Source organism: Peribacillus tepidiphilus, from assembly GCF_009466385.1.
Lineage (GTDB): Bacteria > Bacillota > Bacilli > Bacillales > DSM-1321 > Bacillus_BN > Bacillus_BN tepidiphilus.
Map to the genome: position 1 here is coordinate 191,641 of NZ_WIAQ01000002.1, position 22,424 is coordinate 214,064.

General features: G+C 36.6%; 29 protein-coding genes. 28 read left to right on the plus strand and 1 reads right to left on the minus strand.

The window, feature by feature from the left end; translation table 11 throughout:
- Positions 1 to 109: 109 nt before the first annotated feature.
- The 10 genes from GD441_RS16940 to GD441_RS02305 all read left to right on the plus strand — a co-directional run bounded on the left by GD441_RS16940 (position 110) and on the right by GD441_RS02305 (position 4,960).
- Positions 110 to 274 (plus strand): hypothetical protein, encoded by a 165-nt coding sequence (locus GD441_RS16940; protein ID WP_191992075.1) that lies wholly within the window; start codon positions 110 to 112, stop codon positions 272 to 274.
- 19 nt (positions 275 to 293) lie between these two features.
- The gene (locus tag GD441_RS02270; RefSeq protein ID WP_153123247.1) at positions 294 to 665 is read left to right on the plus strand and encodes a hypothetical protein; all 372 of its coding nucleotides are present in this window, start codon (positions 294 to 296) and stop codon (positions 663 to 665) included.
- 270 nt (positions 666 to 935) lie between these two features.
- Complete coding sequence (locus GD441_RS02275; protein WP_153123249.1) at positions 936 to 1,199, plus strand: hypothetical protein; 264 nt, start codon at positions 936 to 938, stop codon at positions 1,197 to 1,199.
- Positions 1,200 to 1,337: 138 nt separating this feature from the next.
- Positions 1,338 to 1,538: a hypothetical protein gene (locus GD441_RS02280; protein ID WP_153123251.1), complete on the plus strand. Its 201-nt coding sequence runs from the start codon at positions 1,338 to 1,340 to the stop codon at positions 1,536 to 1,538.
- 173 nt (positions 1,539 to 1,711) lie between these two features.
- Positions 1,712 to 2,443, plus strand: coding sequence for a BRO family protein (locus tag GD441_RS02285; protein WP_153123253.1), 732 nt, complete (start codon positions 1,712 to 1,714; stop codon positions 2,441 to 2,443).
- A gap of 94 nt (positions 2,444 to 2,537) precedes the next feature.
- On the plus strand, positions 2,538 to 2,702 hold the full coding sequence (locus tag GD441_RS16945; RefSeq protein ID WP_191992076.1) for a hypothetical protein: 165 nt from the start codon (positions 2,538 to 2,540) through the stop codon (positions 2,700 to 2,702).
- Positions 2,703 to 2,719: 17 nt separating this feature from the next.
- On the plus strand, positions 2,720 to 3,178 hold the full coding sequence (locus GD441_RS02290; RefSeq protein WP_153123255.1) for an ArpU family phage packaging/lysis transcriptional regulator: 459 nt from the start codon (positions 2,720 to 2,722) through the stop codon (positions 3,176 to 3,178).
- Positions 3,175 to 3,717: a site-specific integrase gene (locus GD441_RS02295; protein ID WP_153123257.1), complete on the plus strand. Its 543-nt coding sequence runs from the start codon at positions 3,175 to 3,177 to the stop codon at positions 3,715 to 3,717. The genes GD441_RS02290 and GD441_RS02295 overlap by 4 nt, the downstream gene beginning before the upstream one ends.
- Positions 3,718 to 3,804: 87 nt before the next feature.
- Positions 3,805 to 4,011 (plus strand): hypothetical protein, encoded by a 207-nt coding sequence (locus tag GD441_RS02300; protein WP_153123259.1) that lies wholly within the window; start codon positions 3,805 to 3,807, stop codon positions 4,009 to 4,011.
- Positions 4,012 to 4,180: 169 nt separating this feature from the next.
- A complete protein-coding gene (locus GD441_RS02305) occupies positions 4,181 to 4,960 on the plus strand; it encodes a hypothetical protein (protein WP_153123261.1) in 780 nt (259 codons plus the stop codon).
- A gap of 331 nt (positions 4,961 to 5,291) precedes the next feature.
- Here GD441_RS02305 and GD441_RS16950 read toward each other — a convergent pair whose 3' ends face one another.
- Positions 5,292 to 5,456, minus strand: coding sequence for a hypothetical protein (locus GD441_RS16950; RefSeq protein ID WP_191992077.1), 165 nt, complete (start codon positions 5,454 to 5,456; stop codon positions 5,292 to 5,294).
- Positions 5,457 to 5,594: 138 nt separating this feature from the next.
- Between GD441_RS16950 and GD441_RS02310 the strand changes: the two genes are divergently transcribed.
- The 18 genes from GD441_RS02310 to GD441_RS02395 all read left to right on the plus strand — a co-directional run bounded on the left by GD441_RS02310 (position 5,595) and on the right by GD441_RS02395 (position 22,415).
- Complete coding sequence (locus GD441_RS02310) at positions 5,595 to 5,834, plus strand: hypothetical protein (protein WP_153123262.1); 240 nt, start codon at positions 5,595 to 5,597, stop codon at positions 5,832 to 5,834.
- A 43-nt stretch (positions 5,835 to 5,877) separates the two neighbouring features.
- Positions 5,878 to 6,225, plus strand: coding sequence for an HNH endonuclease (locus GD441_RS02315; RefSeq protein ID WP_153123264.1), 348 nt, complete (start codon positions 5,878 to 5,880; stop codon positions 6,223 to 6,225).
- 112 nt (positions 6,226 to 6,337) lie between these two features.
- A complete protein-coding gene (locus GD441_RS02320) occupies positions 6,338 to 6,688 on the plus strand; it encodes a hypothetical protein (protein WP_153123266.1) in 351 nt (116 codons plus the stop codon).
- Positions 6,663 to 8,318 (plus strand): terminase TerL endonuclease subunit, encoded by a 1,656-nt coding sequence (locus GD441_RS02325; protein WP_153123268.1) that lies wholly within the window; start codon positions 6,663 to 6,665, stop codon positions 8,316 to 8,318. Before GD441_RS02320 ends, GD441_RS02325 begins: the two co-directional genes overlap by 26 nt.
- A 15-nt stretch (positions 8,319 to 8,333) precedes the next feature.
- A complete protein-coding gene (locus GD441_RS02330) occupies positions 8,334 to 9,497 on the plus strand; it encodes a phage portal protein (RefSeq protein ID WP_153123270.1) in 1,164 nt (387 codons plus the stop codon).
- Positions 9,497 to 10,270, plus strand: coding sequence for a head maturation protease, ClpP-related (locus GD441_RS02335; protein WP_225434114.1), 774 nt, complete (start codon positions 9,497 to 9,499; stop codon positions 10,268 to 10,270). The genes GD441_RS02330 and GD441_RS02335 overlap by 1 nt, the downstream gene beginning before the upstream one ends.
- 33 nt (positions 10,271 to 10,303) lie before the next feature.
- A complete protein-coding gene (locus tag GD441_RS02340; protein WP_153123272.1) occupies positions 10,304 to 11,434 on the plus strand; it encodes a phage major capsid protein in 1,131 nt (376 codons plus the stop codon).
- A gap of 32 nt (positions 11,435 to 11,466) precedes the next feature.
- Positions 11,467 to 11,706, plus strand: coding sequence for a hypothetical protein (locus GD441_RS02345; protein ID WP_153123274.1), 240 nt, complete (start codon positions 11,467 to 11,469; stop codon positions 11,704 to 11,706).
- An 8-nt stretch (positions 11,707 to 11,714) separates the two neighbouring features.
- Positions 11,715 to 12,038, plus strand: coding sequence for a head-tail connector protein (locus tag GD441_RS02350; RefSeq protein WP_153123276.1), 324 nt, complete (start codon positions 11,715 to 11,717; stop codon positions 12,036 to 12,038).
- Positions 12,010 to 12,360 (plus strand): head-tail adaptor protein, encoded by a 351-nt coding sequence (locus GD441_RS02355; RefSeq protein WP_153123278.1) that lies wholly within the window; start codon positions 12,010 to 12,012, stop codon positions 12,358 to 12,360. The genes GD441_RS02350 and GD441_RS02355 overlap by 29 nt, the downstream gene beginning before the upstream one ends.
- Positions 12,353 to 12,751 (plus strand): hypothetical protein, encoded by a 399-nt coding sequence (locus GD441_RS02360; protein WP_225434115.1) that lies wholly within the window; start codon positions 12,353 to 12,355, stop codon positions 12,749 to 12,751. The genes GD441_RS02355 and GD441_RS02360 overlap by 8 nt, the downstream gene beginning before the upstream one ends.
- The gene (locus tag GD441_RS02365) at positions 12,735 to 13,166 is read left to right on the plus strand and encodes a hypothetical protein (protein ID WP_338091685.1); all 432 of its coding nucleotides are present in this window, start codon (positions 12,735 to 12,737) and stop codon (positions 13,164 to 13,166) included. The genes GD441_RS02360 and GD441_RS02365 overlap by 17 nt, the downstream gene beginning before the upstream one ends.
- The gene (locus GD441_RS02370) at positions 13,166 to 13,747 is read left to right on the plus strand and encodes a phage tail protein (protein ID WP_153123280.1); all 582 of its coding nucleotides are present in this window, start codon (positions 13,166 to 13,168) and stop codon (positions 13,745 to 13,747) included. The genes GD441_RS02365 and GD441_RS02370 overlap by 1 nt, the downstream gene beginning before the upstream one ends.
- A gap of 75 nt (positions 13,748 to 13,822) precedes the next feature.
- Entirely contained in the window at positions 13,823 to 14,275 is a 453-nt protein-coding gene (locus tag GD441_RS02375; RefSeq protein WP_153123282.1) for a hypothetical protein, read from the plus strand.
- 182 nt (positions 14,276 to 14,457) lie between these two features.
- Positions 14,458 to 18,870, plus strand: a complete 4,413-nt coding sequence (locus tag GD441_RS02380) for a phage tail tape measure protein (protein ID WP_153123283.1) — start codon at positions 14,458 to 14,460, stop codon at positions 18,868 to 18,870.
- 4 nt (positions 18,871 to 18,874) lie between these two features.
- On the plus strand, positions 18,875 to 19,768 hold the full coding sequence (locus GD441_RS02385) for a phage tail family protein (RefSeq protein ID WP_153123285.1): 894 nt from the start codon (positions 18,875 to 18,877) through the stop codon (positions 19,766 to 19,768).
- 3 nt (positions 19,769 to 19,771) lie between these two features.
- The gene (locus GD441_RS02390) at positions 19,772 to 20,917 is read left to right on the plus strand and encodes a siphovirus ReqiPepy6 Gp37-like family protein (protein ID WP_153123287.1); all 1,146 of its coding nucleotides are present in this window, start codon (positions 19,772 to 19,774) and stop codon (positions 20,915 to 20,917) included.
- Positions 20,918 to 20,921: 4 nt separating this feature from the next.
- Positions 20,922 to 22,415, plus strand: a complete 1,494-nt coding sequence (locus tag GD441_RS02395; protein ID WP_153123289.1) for a hypothetical protein — start codon at positions 20,922 to 20,924, stop codon at positions 22,413 to 22,415.
- Positions 22,416 to 22,424: the final 9 nt, after the last annotated feature.

The following is a 22,424-nucleotide window of genomic DNA, read 5'->3' on the forward strand; positions in this document are numbered from 1 at the left end:
GCCTAAAAATGGTACGGAAAATTAGTGGTAGGTTACAGAATTTGTATTGCGTTTCATTAAAAAGGATGTGAATTAATGAAAGTTACAGCTCAAAGGAGGTAGGAGCTATATGCAAACTGTAGTGATCGCAGACGATCGTCCCAAATGGATGCGTGATGAGGATAGGAGAATGGCGTGCATGACACGCTGTTCTCTATTTAAAAAATGTGCTAGCAGGGTTGGAGCAGATTGTAAGAAGTTGGGTGGAACGGAGGTTCCGAAAATACGAGGTTGATGAATAAGGTGGTGAGGATATGGACCAAATTTCAATCTTTGAATCTCTTGACTACGAGAGGACTTTTTACCATGCAGGAGCTATGTATGCAGAAGTGCCAAAGGATGAAATTATTGTTTCTCCAATAAAGTTAGGCGACGGAATCATACGACCAGGGGAATTTGTTCAAAAGTTTGGTGAAAAAAAACGTACCATGTTTGAGATGCAGGAAGGGCATTATTTACGGTATGTAGGAAAAACAGATAAACTGCTGCTTTTTAGTCCAGATGACTATGAAGGAAATATATATTATGCATTCTTCTATGTTGATCAAAATACGCTACTAATTGGCTCACAAGGAAGAATGAGAGATATACGGATCCAGAAACTCCGAAAGAAAACAGTTTTATAGTAGACACATAAAGCGTAATAATTAGATTGGAGGACAGGGAGTGAAGCTAATTGCGATTTTCTTACTGGTGGTATGTATATATGATTTAGTTCGACCACTCGTATTGATTAATCAAAGTAGAGTTAATGTTAATAAGTCATGGCATGAAGTTGCTAAGATAAATGGTTTTAACAAGTATGCATTCAGTATTTGCGTAAATTTAATTGCGATTGTTTTTTTTCTCGTATTTTTATTTTAGCGTCACATTACGAAACGTGAAGGGTGATTAGAATGGAGAAAATTAAACATGTAACTTTTTCAGAAGATGGCGATTTAGCATACGGAAAATCCAGCGATTTTAATAACGCAGATGAATTTATTAAAGCTGTACAAGAACAATACTATAAAGAAGGTTGTATTGTTGAAAACATTAAAATCGAATCATGTATTAGTACGTTGGAAGGAATTAGTGCTGAATATATCATCCCTTTAAGATGTACAGATGTTGTTATAGAAAATTATTACGTTGCTGATGTTAGATCAGAGAAAGAATAGTGTCACATTTCGAAAATATTACGCAATTGAACGATACTGTTCATTAAGTTATCAAGTAAAACTTTACATCTCAACGTTTCGGGATAACCGAATAGTTGAACTCGTAAGTAACTCTTACAAATTAAAGGAGTGGTAAAAGTGACAATAAAAGATATTTTAGATACACCAATTAGCGATATGTGGAACGCTATAAGCCCTTTCGCAATAGGCTATCTAATATTTTTTGGATTATTTTTTATCTTAGTTTTATCGTTTACTGTATTTGTTTTTATCAAAATAATCAAAGGGCATAAGGAATTTGAAAAGAGAAGAAAAGAGCGTTTTAAAGGCAAATGGTGATGCATAGTACGAAAATTATATGGAACAAAATAATAATATAAATTATATTGAGTTCGACAAAATTGGTGTATAATGGAACTAACGAGATAAGTCCAAGATCGGAAAGCCTGAGGACACTGATTAATGAGCGAATGCTGTTAATTGGTGTCCTCTTTTTGTTAAGGAGGGATAGGATGAATCATTTACAAAAAGTTTTCTCTTACGGCAAAGCAGAGGTCCGTACGGTTTTAATGAATAATGAGGTTTGGTTTGTAGCCAAAGATGTATGTGACGTGTTGGAGATTTCAAATAGTCGAGATGCTGTTAGCAGATTAAAAGACTCTCAGAAAGCTAGTGTCGGAATTTCCGACGGTAGCCAAATCAGGCATGTTACAGTCATCAATGAATCTGCAGTTTATAAATTGGTTTTTAGAAGCAACAAGCCAGAAGCAGAAAAATTTAGCGATTGGGTAGCTGAAGAGGTTTTACCTACAATTCGTAAAACAGGCGGGTATGTAGCTCAAGAGGATTTGTTCATTCAGACTTATCTCTCCCATGCTGACGATCAAACGAAATTACTTTTTAAAGCAACTTTAGAAACAGTCCGGAAGCAAAATGAGCAAATTGCCGTCATGAAGCCAAAAGCAGAGTATTTTGATGCTTTGGTTGATCGGAACTTACTAACCAATATAAGAGACACAGCAAAGGAACTAGAAATTGGAGAAAGACAATTCGTTAACTGGCTACTGGAAAAAGGCTTTTTATATAGAGATTTAAAGAAAAAGTTAAAGCCATACGCTAAATACGTTGGAGATCTATTTAAAATGAAGGAGTGGGAGAGGAACGGCAAAGCAGACGTTCAAACACTTATAACTCCAAAAGGAAAAGAGACTTTTCGATTATTAATGAAAAAAGCAGTTTCATAATCGTCCAAGACCGGAAGCGTGCGGACACTGATTCAAGTTATTTTTACTTGGATTGGTGTCTTTTTTTTATTAATTGAATAAGGAGCTGACGACTGTGAGGAGTTTAGAATCTGAAATTAGAAAATGGGCAAAGAAAAATAAAAAAGAAGTTCCAAAGAAAAAGCCTGAAACATTATCAAGAAGAGACATTGAAGATCTTATGGGAATAAACAAGGCAACATATAGAAGGGGAAAAGGCGGAGCCATCCGACAAAAATAAGGATTGGAGGAATGAAAATGAGCAGTCAGTTAAGTTTCGAATTGCCTGTTATCGACAGAGATACAACAAAAAAACTAGTTGAGGCAGCATTAGAAAAATATCGAATATATTTGCTTACACAATCATTAGACAACCAGCCTAAAGTCACTCAATCCTTTTCTATTGTACCTCCCACAAATACAAATAAATTTCGCTCATCTACTGAAGATGCTGCTATTCGTAATGCTGATTATGATAGAGAAAGAAGTGAATACATTAAGCGAATCTTTACAGCAGTAAATCGTTTGAATTATTGGGAGAGAGCTATTATTATTAGGCGATACATGTTAGAGGATGATGTATATGATTATGAACTCTATAACGAAATGGGAATGTCAGAAAGAAAGTATTATCGGATAAAAGCTAAGGCATTTTATAAACTGGCATTTGCACTTGGTATTGAAAGCTATGAGAACAAGGATGTGACAGGTGCATGAACTTTGTTCAGCCAATAAGAGACCAAGAAAAAATTGATGAAATTAAGGAATATTTTAAAGCTGAAAGCGCAAGGAATTACTTACTGTTTATCATGGGTATTAATACCGGCTTAAGAATATCCGATATCTTAAAGCTTAAAGTTGCTGATGTGAAAGGGCAGCATATCATTATCAGAGAACAAAAGACTAATAAACAGAAATGGATCCGTATCACTCCATCTTTAAAAAGAGAGATAAAGATTTATATTGAGGATATGCAGGATCATGAATACATTTTTAAGAGTAGGCAAGGTGTAAATAAGCCGATTGGCCGAAGCATGGCATATAAGATATTAAGAAGAGCAGCAGAAAAATTCAAGCTAAGAGATATTGGCACCCATACGATGAGAAAAACTTTCGGATATCACTTTTACCAGCAGACAAAGGATGTTGCTATGTTGCAGGAGCTTTTTAACCACTCTTCACCAGATATCACGCTACGATACATTGGTGTTAACCAGGACAGCATGGACAAAGCCATGGTTAAATTCAAAATTTAGACATAATAATATGTAGTAATGGAAGGAATCACCTTTTTTCTGTCGAATTATGGAAGATTAAAACGACGGAATAGAGGTGATTTTTTTATGGAATTGGATTTTAGTTCTATTTTATTTAGTGCTTTTAGTGATGTTCTTTGGTCTGGAATAAGACAATACCTGGTACCATTTATAGTTTGGATAAGTATTCCTTCTATAGTTGCTAATATGTTATTCAAAAGCAAGGAAGCAGGAAGCTTAGGAGCATTTTTAGGATTTGTAGGCTTATTTACTATTGGACCATTTTCTAACTGAACGGATTTTTTTTTTTTGAGTATTAGTTACACATAAAAAAACGAGAGTGTAACTCATTATTAAAGTGATCAAATATATAGATATATCAAGGCTTTCAGCCTTTGGGTGAGTTCAACAAAATATAAGATATGGGTAATTAAAAGGACAATATATTATGGGGGTAATTATTGTGGATAAGACATTGCTTGATTATGGTCTAACTGATGATAGTGCATTTCTGTTTTTAAAGTTCTCAGCAAAGGAATACTTGGAATTACTTCAGTCAGGAAAACTACATATGAAAAATTTTAAGACCTATATTGATTGGGAAAAAAGAGAAGGAAAAAAAGGAATTGGTGATATATATGAAGCTACACAGGTTATGAATGACCTAGATGTTAAATTAGTTGATCCAGAAACAAATGAAGTTGTATTGGAAGGAACAGCATCAAGAATTACCGTTACTTTTGATCAGTTAATATATAAGCCTGTTTTTTGTATGACAGGCATTAATGCATCTGCTATGAAGGTTATAAATGAAACAGAAGAATATGTTGAAGTTATCTTGAATTTTTCTGAGGAAGAAAAGAAAATTATAGAACAAGTATTTGGGGATCATGTGTTAGTTATTTCTCCTAAACAGTTTATGGATATCATTAATGAGAAATTCAAGGAACTTGGATATTCATTCAAAGCGAAATTTGTTAGGTATGATGATTTTTCAATAAATAATAAGGAACGTATAGAAATATATCACAACTTGGATCCTGATTTATATTTTTGGAAGGATTGTAGCATTAAATATCAAAGAGAATATAGAATTGTTATATTAAATAAAGACATAGAGGAGCCACTTAATTTGGATATTGGAGATATCTCTAGTTTTACTACAATTCTACCAACTTATAAATTATTCAATGGTTTTACAATTAGATTTCCAAAAGAAAAAAGGACATTAATTAGCAAATAGAAAAAGTGGCAGACAAATGGCAGGATTGTGGCAGAAAAAAGAACGAGCATTTTGTAATAAACATAGTACTCTGATATTGCGGTAATATATTGATCTGCCAAATCCTTCTCGGTTGCAGAAACAGCCGGAAAGGTAATCCTTCATATTATGATACATTATTCTCATTTGTGGCGTCCAAATGGATGCGCATTTCTTTTGCTCATTCGTTAAAGATCGTGGGAACAAATTGGGATACTTACAAGAGAGTGAGAGGAGCGATTATGAGGAAGTAAGAATGTTTTTTAAAAGCATGCAAAACCGATCAAAAAACTTTTTACATCCTCTTTAAAAGTTATTTTTCTTTTGTAACACCTTTAAAAGGAGTACCATCGCTTTTAACGTCCATGAAGCGGCCGTCTTCTCCACGTTTTACCCATGTATCTGTTTTAGGATTATATGTTTGAGTGCGATCTTTGACTGCACCCTTTCGATAACCTTCTCCAGTGTTCTTTGCCATGTTACCATCTCCTTTTAATCGGTTTTGCATGCGATTTTTAGAATTCTATAAACAAGTAGATTTTCCTGCTAAAATAACAATAAATTGCAGGAAAATATCTCCTTTTGTCGAAATTATAGGGAGAAAGGAGGGAAAACATTGAAAACATATGAGGTTCATATTTCATTAAAAAATGGTGACAATTATACATTTTTCAAGAATGCTCAAAGTAAAGAAGAAATAGTAAATGAGGTTACAAATCAGCAGGATAATGAATGGTATCATTTTATTACAAAATCATATGTAAAGTATCAAGTTAAAAAAGAAGAAATAGTTAGTATAGGTATCTCACTATCACTAGAAGAAGCACAAGAATTTGAAGATACATTAAATTATTAATAAGCATCCTTCGGGGTGCTTTTTTATTTGGAGGGAAAACACAATGAAAACAAAGGAACTGATTCAATTAATTAGAACAGACAACCTCATGAAGTTCTATAAATCCAAAGAATGGAGAGAGCTAAGACAGAAAGCAATAAAGCGTGACAAGTATGAATGTCAACACTGTAAGCGCAAAGGCAAAGTTACTACACGTAAGACTCTTAATAAGTATGGTAAACCAACAAAAATGGAAGTAAACCATATCAAACCAGTTAGAACACATCCACATCTGGCTTTAGAATTAGATAACTTGGAGTACTTGTGCATTGACTGTCACAACATCGCAGACGGTAAGAATGAAATGATAAATAAAGCTCAGCCGAAATTTGTCAATGAAGAACGATGGTGAAATAACACCCCCCGGTCAAAACTTTTGCAATTTTGTGGAGAACCATTCAACGGGGAGAGGCTATCGGAGAAAATATTTTTGTGAAATTCTCACGTGAGGGGAGGGGTACTCAATGGCAAAGCTTAGTAAAAAAGCACAAGATGAATTGATTCAAAAGGAGATTGATCGTTTGAATTCAATTTTCTTGGATTTACCGGAGAATAAGAGGGAAGTTGCAAAAGAACTTATTGAACGGATTGCATTTATGACGATTCAACTTGAAATTCTGGAAGATACGATTAAAACGAAAGGCCCGACATATTTATTTCAACAAGGTTCTCAAAAAATGTTAGTTGAAAACCCAGCCCAAAAATCGTACAACACGACTATGAATCGGTATACAACTGCTTATGATAAACTGTTCAATCTCCTGGATAAACTTGATCAAAAGAATAGTGATGCTGATGATTTCGAGGACGTATAAGTATCATCCATATATTGATGAGTACATGAGGATGGTTGAAAAAGGAGAAATTGAAACTTGTAATGAGCAAAAAAAGCTAATGGAATTTTTACAATGGAAACTTGATCAACCTAACGTTGTTATTGACCATGAAGCAATTGAAAAGTCGGTGGTAATTCCAGCAAAATATTTTCCGTTTTCTCTTTTTCCTTGGCAAAAATTCCTTAACGCATTTATATACGGGGTTCGTTATGATGATGGTCGATTAATGTTTGACCGTTTTTTTATTTTAGCAGGACGTGGTGTAGGAAAGAACGGTTATATCGCTTGGAATGGATTTCACATGATGACCGGGCATCATGGAATTGATAATTACGACATTGACATCGTGGCTACGGCAGAAGATCAAGCAAAGACTTCTTTTGAGGATGTATACAATGTTTTGGATTCTAATTGGTCGAAAATGAAAAAAGTTTTCTATAAATCCAAAACACTTATTCAGCATCGAGGAACAAAATCGAAATTAGAATACAACACATCGAATGCTCGAACAAAAGATGGTAAGCGAAGCGGTGTAGTTATATTTGATGAGATACACGAGTATGACGATTATGATAACATCAAAGTTTTTACGTCAGGTCTCGGTAAAAAGAAAGATCCACGAACGTTCTACATCACAACGGATGGTTATGTCCGTGGTGGGGTATTAGATGATTTAAAAGAAGAGTCCAGGATGGTCCTTAACAAAGAGTTACCAAATTCTACGCTATTCCCTTTCATTTGCAAATTGGATGACGAGAAAGAAGTAGACGATGAGTCCAAATGGGAAAAAGCAAATCCGTCCTATCGTTATAACAAAAACTTGCAGATTGAAATGAGAAAAGCCTATAACGATATGCAGATAAACGCCAAGATGCGAATTGAATTTATGACCAAGCGCATGAATTGTCCGGTTGATGATGTCAGAAAAGAAGTGGCTACCTACGAGGAACGACTTGCAACGAATCAACCCCTCCCAGAAAATCTAAAAGGAATTGAAGCGATCGGAGCAGTAGACTTTGCACAAATCCGTGATTTCTGCTCAGTAGGTTTGCTTTTCAAACATGAAGGAAAACGATACTGGATCCAGCACACTTTCATGCATCACACTGCGCCAAAACTACAAGACATTAATTCTGAAATAATTGAACTTGCGAAAGAAAAGGGTTTGCTCACGGTCGTGTATGATGAATCTATCAGTGCCGAGCATGTTTTATCTTGGTTTGCTGAAATGAGTAAGACTTTCAGGATTCTAAAAATTAGCATGGACTTATATCGTTCAAAAATTTTAAAAGAAACACTGGAAGAGGCAGGCTTTGATGTTGAAATTGTCCGACGTGGACCAGCAACGCACAGCATGTTGGCCCCACTAGTTGAAGAAATGTTTGTGAAACGGTTACTTGTATTTGGTGATGACCCACTAATGCGTTGGTATGTGGGGAACGTCTACAAAGAAGAGAAAGCAAATGGCAATATTGAATACAAAAAAATAGATAAAGAGAAGCGGAAAACAGATGGATTTTTCGCCTTTTTGCATGCTCTGAATTTCGATTCCGAATTAGTAGAAAGACAGCAGATTAATCCAGCTATGTTCAAAGTTAGAACATATTAGAGAGGTGGTGAGGTTTTGGGAGTAATAGATTGGGTGAAAAGCTTTTTTGGTGATCGTGACGCCATAACTTTAACTGATAGTTATTACGAATTGGCTATCGATTACTTTTTTAAGAAGTTAGCGGTTGAAACTTGTGTTGATTTAATCGCCAATACGCTTGTTCGTTGCGAGTTCCTTACATTTGACAAAGGGAAAGAGTATCGAGGAGATAATTATTATTTGCTAAACGTATCTCCAAATCAAAATCAGAATGCTAGTGAATTTCTGCATAGTTTAGTCAATCATTTGATCATGAATAATGAGTGTTTGGTAATAATGCAGAATAACAGTCTGTATGTAGCTGATGACTACAATACTGTGAAATTCGCTATGTTTGAAAATCGTTACGAAAATGTTAAGGTTGGAGATTTCACTTTCAGCAAGCCATTTTTTGAATCAGAAGTGATTCATTTGAAACTTAATGATAGTAATATTACAAACATTATTGACGGTTTATATTCAAGCTACGGTAAGTTAATTACTTCTGCAATGAACATATATAAACGGTCAAATGCAAAAAGGGTAGTTCTAAAAGGAGATTTCCTCAGACCCCAGACAGATGAAGAGCAAAAATTGATTAATGAAATGTTTGACAATCAATTTAAAGCATGGTTTGAAGCAGATAAAGCTGGGGCAGTTTTTCAACTACAAAAAGGATATGAGCTTGATGATTTAAGTGGCAATGGTAAGAACGGTTCAGCTGCTCAAAATAGCCGGGATATTCGGGCATTAGCAGATGATATCTTTGATTTTGTAGCAATGGCATTTCACGTCCCCCGTGGACTACTAAAAGGTGATTTGGCTGATATAGAAAAGCAGACAGATAATTTTTTGATGTTTTGTATAAACCCTCTTGCTGAGTTAATTGCCGATGAATTCAATAGAAAAATGTACACGAAGGAAGAATTCTTGAATCGAACATATCTCAAGCTCGACACTACTAGAATTAAAATTCTTGATGTAGTGGATCTTGCAACTGCTTGTGATAAATTCTTTGCAATTGGTGTAAACAGCATTAATGACAATTTAAGAATGTTAGGACGTGAACGGATTGATGAAGCATGGGCTGACACACGATTTGTCACGAAAAACTATGAGTCTGTTGAAAACATCGAAAATATGAAAGGGGGTGACGGTTGATGGAAATTCCAAAAATCGCTAAAAGATTTGAAGTGCTTAACAAGGCTGATAATGATGAAGCTGTAATGTATATGTATGGTTCAATCGGAAGCGGGTGGTTTTCCGATATATCCTCAAAAGATGTACGCTACCAATTAAACAACATCAAAGCTAAAACGATTAACATTCATATCAATAGTCCGGGCGGCGATGTGTTCGAATCAATAGCTATTCACAATCTCTTAAAGAATCATAAAGCGACTATCATTATCCATATTGATGGCTTAGCAGCATCAGGAGCCAGCGTAATTGCAATGGCAGGAGATAAAATTATCATGCCAAAAAATACAATGATGATGATTCACAAAGCTTGGACTTTTGCTGCAGGTAATTCCAAAGAGTTGAGAAAAGTAGCAGACGATTTGGAAAAGATTGATACAGCTGTAACAGAAAGCTATACATCCAGATTTGTTGGTGAAAGAGAAGATTTGGAAAAATTACTTGATGAAGAAACTTGGTTGACTGCTGAAGAATGTAATGCTTTAGGTTTTTGCGATGAAATTGTGGATGAGATCGAAATTCAAGAGGATGACGAAGAGGAAGAAGGAATCTCTGCAAAAGAGAAGATCCTTAATAAGTATGCTAAGCAAGTAGCTGCTAAATCAAATGCAGGGGATAAATCTAATCAGCAAGAAACGAAAGAGCCTGGACATCAAGAAAAAACTGTAAAGAATAATGCAAACATCCTTTATACATTTTTAGATTCATTTAATCAAACACGATCAGAAAACTGATGGTGTTTTTATTAATTTTAGGAGGTAAAAAGTATGACTATTAAAAATCTGGATCGTCAAGCCAAGAACGAAGCGGAAATGAAAGAGAATCTGCTTAAAGCTATGAACAGCGGTGATGAGAATGAATTAGCTGAAGCGTTAACGGCTTTTGCTAAAACTGTTGAAGCGAATATTTTACAAGAAGCTCGTGCTGCTGTTAATGAGGATTTCAACGATCAGCAAGTCATGATTAAGCGAGGATTGAATCCTCTAACAAGTGAAGAAAGAAAGTACTATAACGAAGTCATTACTAGCGGTGGTTTTGCTGGTTCTGAACAGTTAATGCCAGCTACGGTCATTGACCGTGTGTTTGAAGACTTGGTTCAAGATCGACCTTTGCTTAAAGCTATTGAATTTGTAAATGTTACCGGTGTGACAGAATGGATTACGCGTGGTGAGGATGTCCAAGGTGCTTGGTGGGGTCCACTAACAGATGAGATCAAGAAGGAGCTTTCTCATACGTTCAAAAAGATGAAAACAGACTTATATAAACTGTCTGCTTTTATCCCTGTTTCAAAAGCAATGTTGGACTTAGGCCCTCAATGGTTAGACCGTTTTGTAAGAACTGTATTAGCAGAATCCATTGCCCTTGCACTAGAAGATGCAATTGTGAACGGGGATGGTAAAAACAAACCTATCGGTATGTTAAAGGACTTAGCTGGTGCAGTAGTTGATGGAGTATATCCAGATAAGGATGCAGAGGTACTTCCTGATTTTAAACCAGGTACTTTAGGTCGAATGGTGATGGCTCCATTAACTAAAGGCGGTAAACGTTCAGTAACAAATGTAATTTTAGTTGTCAATCCGCTTGATTATTGGGCTAAAATCTTTGAATTAACAACGGTTTTAACACAGAGTGGAACGTATGTATACGGCGTACTACCGATTCCTGGGACAATTATTCAATCTGTGTCTGTGCCTGAGGGTAAGATGGTTGCAGGACTTGCAAAAGATTACTTTATGGGCGTGGGTTCAACTCGTAAGATTGAATACAGCGATGAATACCGTTTCCTAGAGGATGAACGAGTATATGTCACAAAACAATATGCTAACGGCCGTCCGAAGGACAATGAAAGCTTCTTAGTATTTGATATTTCTACACTTGGTGAAACACCGGCGCCTTAAAACATTTTATTTAATGAGGAGGTAGTGTGAGTATGTATTATGTCTTACATGACTTTATTGAAAAAGAGCATGGAAACATGCTCTACAAAAAGGGGGAGACTTATCCGAAAGCAGGATTTCAAGCAGATCCAGAAAGAGTGTCTCTTCTACAATCAAATAAGAATAAATATAAAAAACCTTTTCTTGGTCCTGAATTAAAGGCCACAACTGTTGAAGAAACTGATGAAACCAAAGACGCTACAAAAAAGAAGAAAACATCTGCTAAAAAGTAGGTATCTTTATGGATGAGCAGCAATTACTAGAAGACTTAAAAAAGGACTTAAAAAGTCGTTTACGGATCACTTGGGATGATGAGGATGAACAATTAGAAAACCTTATCAATCGAGCAAAGGCGTACTTGTCGAATTTGACAGGTGCGTCTTTTGATTTTAGTAAAGAGGAATGGCCAAAGGAAATTTTCCTTGAACGTTGTCGCTATGTCTATAACAACGCTGCAGATGAATTTGAAAAGAATTTTCAGCATGAACTTTCAAGACTGATTCTCCAGGTGGCTCTTGGGAAAGTAGGTGTTGTGGATGGAACCGTATCGGGAGACGTTCAATGACGGATTTTTAGCATATGGCCATAAACAAACGCAACGCTCATCAACTGGAAAGCGAATTGGGGAAGTTTTCTCTGAAGAAGGGCGACTTGCTTTCAAAGAAATGTCCTGCCGAGATAGTGACTATCAAATGGCTGGCATTATGGGGGCGAGCCTGGATTTAAAAGTAAAAACTCTTTATCCTCCTTCATTTCGCAAAATCAATAAAAGTAAATTGAAAGTGGTAATTGATCAAACAGAATACGATGTGATCAAAGTTGATACAGATACCGATAAACGCTATTTGTATTTTTACTTGCAGGAAGTTGGTGTAATCAGTGAATGAGAAAACAAAGAATCTCATGAATGAGCAGATAACTGGAATCGTGAATAATCTTCAAAATACTTTTGGTCTACCAGTATTTGAAGATGAAATTGCAGAAGATGAAGAAGCATCACTTGAAGTTTATAACTGCTTTGTTTTTGAAACAAGTGAATTCAAACCTACTAATGACATAAGGAAGCTCTCACAAAATATCAATGTGTATTATTACTCTGAAAATCAAGATAATGTGGATGAACAGACCATTGACATTATAACCGTCATTAATGCTGTAAAAGGCGTTTCTTTCTTAGGATCCAGTAAAGAGAGACTTCAAGTGAAAGATACTGATAGGTTTATTGATCGTGTTGTTCTCACTTTCAAAAGGGTGATTCCAATTGAGTGTACGATTTGAATTCGATTATGCGCAATTGAGTGAACTTGAACAGAAAATGGCACGTCTTCCTGATCGGTTGGAAGCTGTCATTAATGACACGCTACATGTTCAAGGCATAAAAATTGCAACAGAAGAGATTACAAAATTGATTCCTGTTTCAAGACAAAACGGCAGAGTTAGAAATAAGAATCACGCCAAAATGAGTTCCTGGTCTAAAAGCCAAAAACATAATTTAGGATTCACCATCACAACAAAAGGCGGAGCTGCTAAAAAAAATGGTAGTTTTGGTTATCTAGTTTTCCCAAACGAAGGACGTGGACCACACAATTTAGTGGAACAGCGATTTATGGAAAGAGGTTTGGAAAAAGCAGTTCCAAAGATTTTAGAAGTATTAAACGAAAATATTGATCGAGTATTGGAGGAGGAATTGTAATGCCAACAGTAATTCAAGAGTTCGATGCGGTATCGATAAAGAATGCTAGTATTCAATTTTTTGATGGAGCAACTCAGAAACCTGGAACAAAGTTTGGTTTAGTAGGTTCCATAGAAGGAGAAACAGAGGTTATCGAAATTGTTAAAAAGGCTGAGGGTATCGAAGTCAAGAAAAAGTCAAAACCGACCAAAATGAACTTGACAGTAAGTGGTCATATCCCTGTTCAAGTAGCTCGTGACTTTTTTGGATTGAGCAATGACAATTTAAAACCTGGTGTATGGGCCTATGGAAGTTTGTCAAAAGGAAAAAGATTTGTTTTTACAGCAGATGTCATTGACGAGTTTGAGGACGTTGTGAAACTGATTGCTTTTTCAAATTGCTCAAATTCATCCGGCTTCAAAATTGCTGTTGAAAACGGTTCGGATGAAGTAGCGATGCTTGAACTCGAGTTTACTGCATTAGCTGATGAGTTAAATAACTTCTACTATGAAGCATTAGTGGATGAGCTCGAAGATCAGACAATCGCTACTCAATGGCATACAACGTTCACACCATCATTAGTAGAGGTGCCAGCTCCTTAACCAATAACATGAAAAAGCTCCTTTTTAGGGGCTTTTTTGCTATTTAAAAATTTGAGATGTTAGGAGATTTAGAACATGAGTATTGAAACGATTGTTTTGAAAGATATGGAGATTGTGGAAGTAGAAGGGGAGTTCAAACAGATTTTCAAAAATGAAAAAAGGGTTCCTTGTTTTCTCACCAATTATGCCCTGAAAAGAGGAAAAGACCTCGGGATTCTGAGTGGATCACTTGTTGCTGATTTATTCAAATTGCAAGGGTTGGAAGGATTAGTAACTAACGGCTCCGTTGATGGTGATGCACTAAATAGCCTAGATGAAGTGGCTATGCAGAAAACAATTTATTTGGCATGTCTGGGAGCTAATAAAAATTTAGGTATGGACTTTGATAGTTTTCTTGAAAAATATCATTATTCATTCGCTGAAACAGTTGAAATTTACATGAATCTAGTTAAAGGAGTAATTTCTAAAGATCATAACCAGTTTGCTAAAGGCCTTCAACAGTGTACAAAAAAAGGAAAAAAGAAGTAAAGCCGCCGACGCTAAACATTGAGTGCTGTGAGGATTTATACGTTCTATATGTTCTAGTTTACGGAATTGATAGTGACACATTTTGGCACGAACCACTTTGGTCGGTGGAGAGAATCGTAGAAGGAAAACTCGCTCTTGATGCATGGAAGAACAATCCTAAGTGATGAAAGGTAGGTGACAACATGACAAATAATTCAGAAGCGAAAGTCACCTTTAAAGTGTTTAACCAGGAATTTAATAAAGCTCTAAAAGAAATGCAATCAGAAAGTTCCAAGCTGCGACAAGAATTTAATTTGCAGCAAGAACAGTTAAAGCTTAATGGATCTGAAACAGATAAGCTCAAGTCAAAATTAGACTATTTACAGCGGGCGCAAGAAATTGCTGCTCAAAAAGTAGCGGTTACTGAAGCTCAACTTCAAAAAGCTAAACAAGTATTTGGAGAAAATTCCCGTGAAGTAGATAAGCTTTCACGGGATTTATTGTCTGCTCAAACGGCAGAACAACGCCTTGCAAATGAGATTGCTCAAACGAATAGTAAGTTGTCTGAGCAAAGCACCAAAGCTAAGGAAACTGCAGAATCTCTAAATGAAACGAGCCAGAAATTAAAGGATATTGGTGGGACAGCTACTGCAACCGTCACACCAGCAATCATAGGGGTTGGAGCAGGAGTAACAAAAGTTGCTGCTGATTTCGATAACGCACAAGGACAAATACAAGCACAACTTGGTTTAACAGCAGAAGAAGCTGAGAAGCTACGTGATATGGCCGAGTCGGTTTGGAAAAAAGGCTTTGGCGAAAACATTGGTGAAGTCACTGGTTATCTTGCAATCGTCAAACAAAATATTCAAGACATTAGCGACGAAGCTTTACCAAAAGTAACTGAACAGGCTTTAATTTTGCAAAAAACTTTTGGTGCAGAAGTTACAGAGTCAACTCGTACTGCTTCTGTCATGATGAAGAATTTTGGAATTGATGCTTCTACGGCCTTTGATTTAATGACTGTTGGATTTCAAAAAGGCGGTAACTTTTCAGACGAACTCCTAGATACCTTAAGAGAGTATTCTCCACAATTTGCAACTATGGGGCATGCTGCTGAAGATATGATGAATATCCTTATCAGTGGAGCTGAGGCCGGTGCCTTTAACCTAGATAAGGTTGGGGATGCTGTAAAAGAATTCAACATCCGTGCTAAAGATGGGTCAAAAACTACTAGAGAGGGTTTTCAAGCTATCGGTTTAGATGCTGAAAAAATGGGCGCAGCCATTGCCGAAGGAGGTAAAAAGGGTGAACAAGCATTCCAAGCGACCGTTGCAGCATTGTCAGCGATTGAGGATCCGGTTAAAAGAAACCAAGCTGGTGTAGCCCTCTTTGGAACTCAATGGGAAGACTTAGAGGCAGATGTTATTTCAGCGATGGCGAACTCAAAAAATCATGTCGAAGGTTTTGAGGGTTCTACAGCGCGAGCTGGAAAGGCACTAGAGGAAACATTTGGGATGAAATTAGCATCAACTTTGCGTGATCTTCAAACTGCTCTATTGCCAGTCGGTGATGTCCTGTTAGATTTCGCTGAATCTGTTTTACCAACGATATCAAGTGCTGCAGAAAAGCTAGCGAATTGGTTTTCAAAACTTTCTCCAATTGGTCAAAACCTTGTAATTTTATTTGGGGCGATCGGTATAGCCATTGGACCGTTACTAACTTTACTGGGATTTATGGTTCAAGGTATTGGTGCATTGATTGGACCAATTACCAAAGCTATTGGTTGGCTATCAAAATTAGGTCCTGCATTTACTACTATCCGAACAACACTCATGGCAATTAATCCGATTTTCGCAATTGTTTCAATTGCTGTTACTGCCTTAGCCGTTCTAATCTATAAAAATTGGGATACGATTAAAGCCAAAACGATTGAAATATGGGGAGCTATTAAGAACTGGCTTTCTAACACTTGGAAGTCAATAGAGACCGTCACAAAAACAGTTTTAAACAAAATAAAAATTTTTATTTCTACAACATGGAATGGAATAAAGACTTACTTTACTACGATTTTAGCGGTTTACAAAACTGTTTTCACAACAGCGTGGAATGGCATAAAAAATGTTACTAATACGGTCTTTAACGCAATAAAAAGCTTTATTTCCACCGTATGGAATGGAATTAAAACAGCAATATCAACTGTAGTTAACACTATAAAGCATACAGTCACAAATGTGTGGAACGCGGTACAAACTTCTACAAGTACCGTTTTTAATTCTATCAAGGGTTCAATCACAACCATATGGAATGGAATAAAATCCACAATTAGTACGGTTATTAAAAGTATAAAAAGTACGATTTCGTCTGTATGGGATTCGATAAAAAATACCACTTCAAACGTGTTTAATGGGATAAAAAGCGTTATTAAATCATCAATTAACGGGGCTAAAAGCGTTCTAAGTAGCGTTGTCATCAGCATGAAAAACGCCGTATCTACCGCCTGGAATGCTATCAAAACGAAGACAAGTTCTATTTTCAATTCGTTGAAATCTGTTATTACTAGCCCACTGAAAGCAATTAATCTACTATCCATTGGACAGGACATTGTCAGAGGATTAATCAATGGGATAAAAAGCAAAATTAGTGATGTTACCAATGCTTGTAAGGATATAGCTAGTTCTGTTACATCGACTGTGAAAAAAATATTAGGCATTCATTCTCCTTCTAGAGTCATGGCTAACGAAGTTGGTCGATGGATTCCAGCTGGCGTTTCTAAAGGGATTGATGAAAATATTAAATCTGTTATTGTATCAGCTACTAAACTAGCAAAGGCTGCTGTTCCACGTTTCAGTGGGGAGATTGCTATCACAAAATCAGAACTTGATAAGCTCAATAAAGTGTTACTTTCCGTTGTCAAACAGGTAGAAAAAGAAATTACTCAGATCAAACTAAACTCTTCAAAAGAACGAAAAAAAATTGCTGATCAGGAAGAAAAAGACATCAAAGAAATAAAATTAAAAGCAAAAAGGGACAAAGAAGAGATTGAGGATAAAGCAGAACAAAAAATCAATGAAATTAGGCTTCGCGCTAAGGATAAGAAACGAAAGTTAACAGCTGCAGAAGAGCGAGAAATCAAAGAAATAAAACAAAAAGCAAAATACGATATTCAGAAGTTAACGGAAAATGAAGAGAACAAAATTAATCAGATTCACAAAAAAGCGGCTGATAATCGAGCTAAGATCACTGAAGATGAGAAAAAGAAAATTACTGATATCCAGAAACAGTTAAATGCTGAGAAGTTTAAGGCTCTTGAGGATTATGTCTCCAAGCGAAAAGGTCTCGAATCGATGACTACGGAACAAGAAGTCGAGTTCTGGAAGCAAGCGACTAAGGAATTTAAAAAAGGTACCGAAGAACGAATCCAGGCTGAAATTAATTATACACAGGCAAAAGAAGCACTTGACCGTGAAACTTTTGAAAAAGAGAAATCTTACATCGAAAGCCGTAAGGAACTGAATAAACTTTCTCTTGTTGAAGAATTGGCAATGTGGGAACAAGTTGCAAAGCGATATAAAGAAGGTTCACAAGAGCGTCTTGAAGCAGAAAAGAACGCTCGCAATGTTCGCGTGCAAATTTATGAAGAATTGAAAAGTGCTAGTGATGATTATTTGGCAAAAGTCAAAGAAGTTAATGAGCGTGTGATTCAAGAAGAACAACGACTAAATGATGCATATACTCAGGCTGTTGATCAGCGGACTCAATCTCTATATAGTTTCGCAAGTCTTTTTGATGAGGTGACCAAGAAAAGTGAAATTTCAGGTCAACAGTTAATTGATAATCTTAAGTCACAGGTTGACATTTTCACCGAGTGGTCAAAAAACATAACATCACTTGCATCAAAAGGGATTGATGAAGGATTACTTGCAGAACTTCGTGCAATGGGTCCAAGTGCTGCTGCAGAAATTGCTGCATTAAACACTCTTTCAGATGAACAGCTTCAACAATATGTAACTCTCTGGAAGGACAAAAACGCATTAGCTAAAGCAGAAGCAACTAAGGAATTAGAAAACTTAAAGATTGAAACAGACAAAAAAATTAAAGAGCTTCACACCAACGCAAACAATGAATTGGAACTTTTAAAATCAGATTTCATTGCAAGAATCAATAAGATTCGAACTGGCACAGAAGGTGAATTCAACGTCATGACAGCGACTCTTCCACAGATCGGAAAGAACGCAATACAAGGTTTAATTGATGGCATGAAAGACATGACTGGACCTTTATTGGAGCAAGCAAAACAAATCGCTGATTCAGTTTCACAGACACTTAAGAGCGCGTTGGAAATAAATAATACTTCTAGCTTACCTTCTTTGGGTGCATTGGCTGGAGCAGGAGCCGGGACGATCAATACGGCAGCAAAAATATCTCAACAAATGGCTAGTGCTGTCAGTCAATCAATAAGTAAGTCTAAATCTGTTGGAGCAGGTGTTGGAGCAGTAGCGGGGACTAAAATAGAACAAAACATTACGATTAACAGCCCGACACCACTGTCACCAGCAGAAACAGCAAGGCAATCGCGTTTGGCGTTACAACAAGCTGCATTCCAATTGAGGAGGTGAGCAAATGCGTATCAAAGAGATCCTATGTACGAATAAAAACGGCGATAGCTTGCTCATCTCTAACTTTGGAATCTATAGAATTCAGGAAGAAATGGACACAACTGGAGTAAAGGCTATTGTCACTTACGTTTCTAATTATCGTACACACGGTTCTACGGCTGTTGCTTCTAGGTTGGATAAGAGAGACTTATCGTTGTCGTTCTATATTGATGTAGATGGCAGAGAAGAGGAGTGGATCCAGGAAAAGAGAGATGAGGTTTTTAAAGTATTCAATCCGGTTTACAACCCAATAAGGCTTGAGATTAAGACAGAAATTCGAAACGTATACATCGATGCGAATGTTGAACTATCCCCATCTATCAGTCCTGGCGTCGAAAATGTAAATGATGAATGGCATGATGTACTTGTTCAACTTTCGGCCGGCAGTCCTTTCTTTTTAGATACAGAACAGCAAAAAGTCGAGATAGCTGTATGGGAGCCTTTGCTTGAGTTTCCTTTAGAGATTCCGGAAGATGGAATGGAAATAGGACGGCGCTCTCAATCGCTGATCGTAAATGTGTTTAATGACGGCCAAGTTGCTTCGGGGATGGTTATTCAATTTAAAGCGCTTGGGACTGTAGAGAATCCATCACTGTTTAACCTGGACACTCGTGAGTTTTTCAAAATTAACAAAACAATGACAGCTGGTGAAGTAATTACGGTCAATACGTTTCAAGGGAAAAAACGGGTGGAATCATCGTTGAATGGTGTCACATCTAATATTTTTAACATGATTGATTATCAAAGTAAGTTCATGCAATTAGCTGTTGGTGATAACTTGTTTCGTTACGATGCAGATAGCAATGTTGATAATCTCGAGGTTGCTATCTATTTCACTCCACAATATATAGGGGTGTAGCAAATGAATATTTTTGTTTTTAATAAGAACTTTGAAATGCAGGGAATTGTTGATACATTCATATCTCTAATATGGCGGCGTGAATTTTACAAGACTGGAACTTTCGAATTTCATTTGAATTTGCCTGAGCCAGATCAAGAAGCCTTCGAACTTATCAATTTATTAAGAAAGGGCAATATCTTAGCAAAAGAAAATAGTTTAGAAGAAGGTAGTTTAGAAGAAGCTGCTTATATTGAGAATATCGTTATAGATGATCAAGAAAGTGAAACTTGTGTCGTCAGTGGGTATTTTATTGAAAACTTTATATCAGAACGGATTGTATGGGGAGAGCAGCATAAAAGTGGATCAGTAGAAGAAGTCATGAAATATTTTGTTGATAAAAATGCCGTCAATCCATCTGATCCTAATCGTATCATTCCAGGTCTTTCGCTTTCTGAAAATAGAGGTATTTCTAAACAAGCAAATGAAGTGAATTCATATGGAAATTTAGCTGAATTAATAGAAGAACTCGCGCTGAAATATGATATCGGCTGGCGAGTTCTTTTTGATTTAACTAATGAAAAATATGTATTCGATGTATACGAAGGCAGAGATTTATCTGTTAATCAGTCCATGAATCCACGGGCTATTTTTGCTCTAGAATTTGAAAATATTATTCAGCAAAAATATACGGACAGTGAAAACAGCTATAAAAATTTTGCTCTTGTTGGTGGACAAGGTGAAGGTTCTGCTCGAAAACTTGCTTTAATTAATAACAATCTTTCGGGATTTGAACGAAGAGAACTTTTCGTGGATGCCAAGGATCTATCAAATACCATTCAGAATGATGACGGTACAGAACAAACATTAAGTGATGCTGAATATGAAGCACTCCTTATTGAACGTGGAAATAGTAGATTAGCTGAAGTTCAACCAATTAAAACTTTTGAGTCTGGTATTTCTGTCACTTCAAACTTGATTTACAAACAGGACTTTGACTTGGGTGATATTGTGACAATCAAAAATGATAGATGGGGAGTAGTTTTAAATACTCGAATCACTACAGTTGAAGAAGTTTATGAGAATGATACAGTCGATATCCGTGTGAATTTTGGGAGCAACATCCCGACTTTGATTGATCGAATCCAGCAGAGGCAGAGAATGAGGTGATAAAGTGGAAAAGTCTTTTATTTTTGACAGTGTAAATGGTGATCGAAAATATAAAGCAGAAGATTGGACGAATTATTTTAGCAAATTTATCACAAATGGAGTTTTTCCGAATATCGCATCAAACTTACAAGTTATCGCTGACGGAACTGATATGACTGTGCGATTGAAAGCAGGAGCTGCGTGGATTAACGGGCGAATGTATGAAAACACGGACGACTTAATCTTGCCAATCGACGTTGCTGATGGGGTGCTAAATAGAATAGATCGTATTGTAATTCAATTGAGTTATGTCAATCGTGAGATTCGAGCAAAGGTTAAAAAAGGAACGTTTGCTAGTTCGCCAGTAGCACCGACACTACAAAGGGATGCAGATGTTTATGAGTTGGGAATTGCTGATATCTCGGTGAATAAGGGTATTACATCCATAAAACAATCACTTGTTACAGATCTTCGTTTAAACACTTCTTTGTGCGGTATAGTAAGCAGTCTAATTCAGCCAGATACGACAGCTATATTTAATCAATATCAGCAGTGGTTTAACGAAACATCTCAAATGCATGAGGACGAATTTCAGACCTGGTTTGATTCTATTAAAGGTCAGCTTGAAGGCGATATTGCTGCTAACTTAGCGAATCAGATTACACAATTAGATCAAGAAGTCGCTACTCTGGAACAAGCACAAGCGTCACATTTGGCTGATTATGTGCAACATCCTGCTTATGGAGTAGCAAGTGGCTCGGCAAATTCTTATTCAGTCACTTTAAACCCTGCTCCGACTTCTTATGTCGAAGGTATGGCTGTTTCAGTAAAAATCAATGTCGATAATACAGGATCTTCAACGATTAATATTAATAATCTTGGTGCTAAATCAATTAAAAAACCAAATGGAAATGATGTATCAGCAGGAAACTTAAAAACAGGAAGTATTTATACCCTAAGATATAACGGCACAAATTTTATATTACAGGGTGAAGGAGCGTCTGGAAACGCAGTTGCGTCTGACCTTCTCTCTGGCAAAACAGCGACTACAGACGCAGGGGATATAGTTGGCACTATGCCAAACAGAGGAATGTTTAATCTACCTTTAGGGGCTAGTGTTCCTGCTGGCTATTATAGTGGCGGGACAGTGCCGAACGGCAAAAAGTTCGCCAGTGGAACAGCGACAAGTAACTCAACTACAAGCACATTCCAACATACTACTGGAGCCAACTTTAATTCGCTTGTCCCTTTAATTGTGTCAGGTTTAACTTTTAAACCAAGCATCATTGTGATGTATAAGTTTGGAGGTGGTTTAGTTGAATACATCGTCTATAATGCAGCTAATGATGGAATATCTGCAGAATCAGTAAAAGTTTTAGGGAGTATTAACTCTTCGTATACCACCATTGAAGTATACAATATGAAGGCTAATGCTGGGGCTGCGTATGTAAATTCTTCTGGTTTTTGTTTGCCTGTAAAAGCAACTTCAAGCACTTATAATTGGATAGCATACGAATAGGGAGGAATA

Excerpts from the sequence above, each read along its gene's own strand:
- GD441_RS02300 (WP_153123259.1), top strand. The coding sequence starts at position 3,805 with ATGGAATTGGATTTTAGTTCTATTTTATTTAGTGCTTTTAGTGATGTT.
- GD441_RS02295 (WP_153123257.1), top strand. The coding sequence starts at position 3,175 with ATGAACTTTGTTCAGCCAATAAGAGACCAAGAAAAAATTGATGAAATT.
- GD441_RS02285 (WP_153123253.1), top strand. The coding sequence starts at position 1,712 with ATGAATCATTTACAAAAAGTTTTCTCTTACGGCAAAGCAGAGGTCCGT.
- GD441_RS02320 (WP_153123266.1), top strand. The coding sequence starts at position 6,338 with ATGGCAAAGCTTAGTAAAAAAGCACAAGATGAATTGATTCAAAAGGAG.
- GD441_RS02375 (WP_153123282.1), top strand. The coding sequence starts at position 13,823 with ATGAGTATTGAAACGATTGTTTTGAAAGATATGGAGATTGTGGAAGTA.
- GD441_RS02290 (WP_153123255.1), top strand. The coding sequence starts at position 2,720 with ATGAGCAGTCAGTTAAGTTTCGAATTGCCTGTTATCGACAGAGATACA.
- GD441_RS16940 (WP_191992075.1), top strand. The coding sequence starts at position 110 with ATGCAAACTGTAGTGATCGCAGACGATCGTCCCAAATGGATGCGTGAT.
- GD441_RS02380 (WP_153123283.1), top strand. The coding sequence starts at position 14,458 with ATGACAAATAATTCAGAAGCGAAAGTCACCTTTAAAGTGTTTAACCAG.
- GD441_RS02335 (WP_225434114.1), top strand. The coding sequence starts at position 9,497 with ATGGAAATTCCAAAAATCGCTAAAAGATTTGAAGTGCTTAACAAGGCT.
- GD441_RS02370 (WP_153123280.1), top strand. The coding sequence starts at position 13,166 with ATGCCAACAGTAATTCAAGAGTTCGATGCGGTATCGATAAAGAATGCT.
- GD441_RS16950 (WP_191992077.1), bottom strand. The coding sequence starts at position 5,456 with ATGGCAAAGAACACTGGAGAAGGTTATCGAAAGGGTGCAGTCAAAGAT.
- GD441_RS02340 (WP_153123272.1), top strand. The coding sequence starts at position 10,304 with ATGACTATTAAAAATCTGGATCGTCAAGCCAAGAACGAAGCGGAAATG.
- GD441_RS02390 (WP_153123287.1), top strand. The coding sequence starts at position 19,772 with ATGAATATTTTTGTTTTTAATAAGAACTTTGAAATGCAGGGAATTGTT.
- GD441_RS02270 (WP_153123247.1), top strand. The coding sequence starts at position 294 with ATGGACCAAATTTCAATCTTTGAATCTCTTGACTACGAGAGGACTTTT.
- GD441_RS02350 (WP_153123276.1), top strand. The coding sequence starts at position 11,715 with ATGGATGAGCAGCAATTACTAGAAGACTTAAAAAAGGACTTAAAAAGT.
- GD441_RS02325 (WP_153123268.1), top strand. The coding sequence starts at position 6,663 with ATGCTGATGATTTCGAGGACGTATAAGTATCATCCATATATTGATGAG.
- GD441_RS02345 (WP_153123274.1), top strand. The coding sequence starts at position 11,467 with ATGTATTATGTCTTACATGACTTTATTGAAAAAGAGCATGGAAACATG.
- GD441_RS02355 (WP_153123278.1), top strand. The coding sequence starts at position 12,010 with ATGGAACCGTATCGGGAGACGTTCAATGACGGATTTTTAGCATATGGC.
- GD441_RS02315 (WP_153123264.1), top strand. The coding sequence starts at position 5,878 with ATGAAAACAAAGGAACTGATTCAATTAATTAGAACAGACAACCTCATG.
- GD441_RS02385 (WP_153123285.1), top strand. The coding sequence starts at position 18,875 with ATGCGTATCAAAGAGATCCTATGTACGAATAAAAACGGCGATAGCTTG.
- GD441_RS02275 (WP_153123249.1), top strand. The coding sequence starts at position 936 with ATGGAGAAAATTAAACATGTAACTTTTTCAGAAGATGGCGATTTAGCA.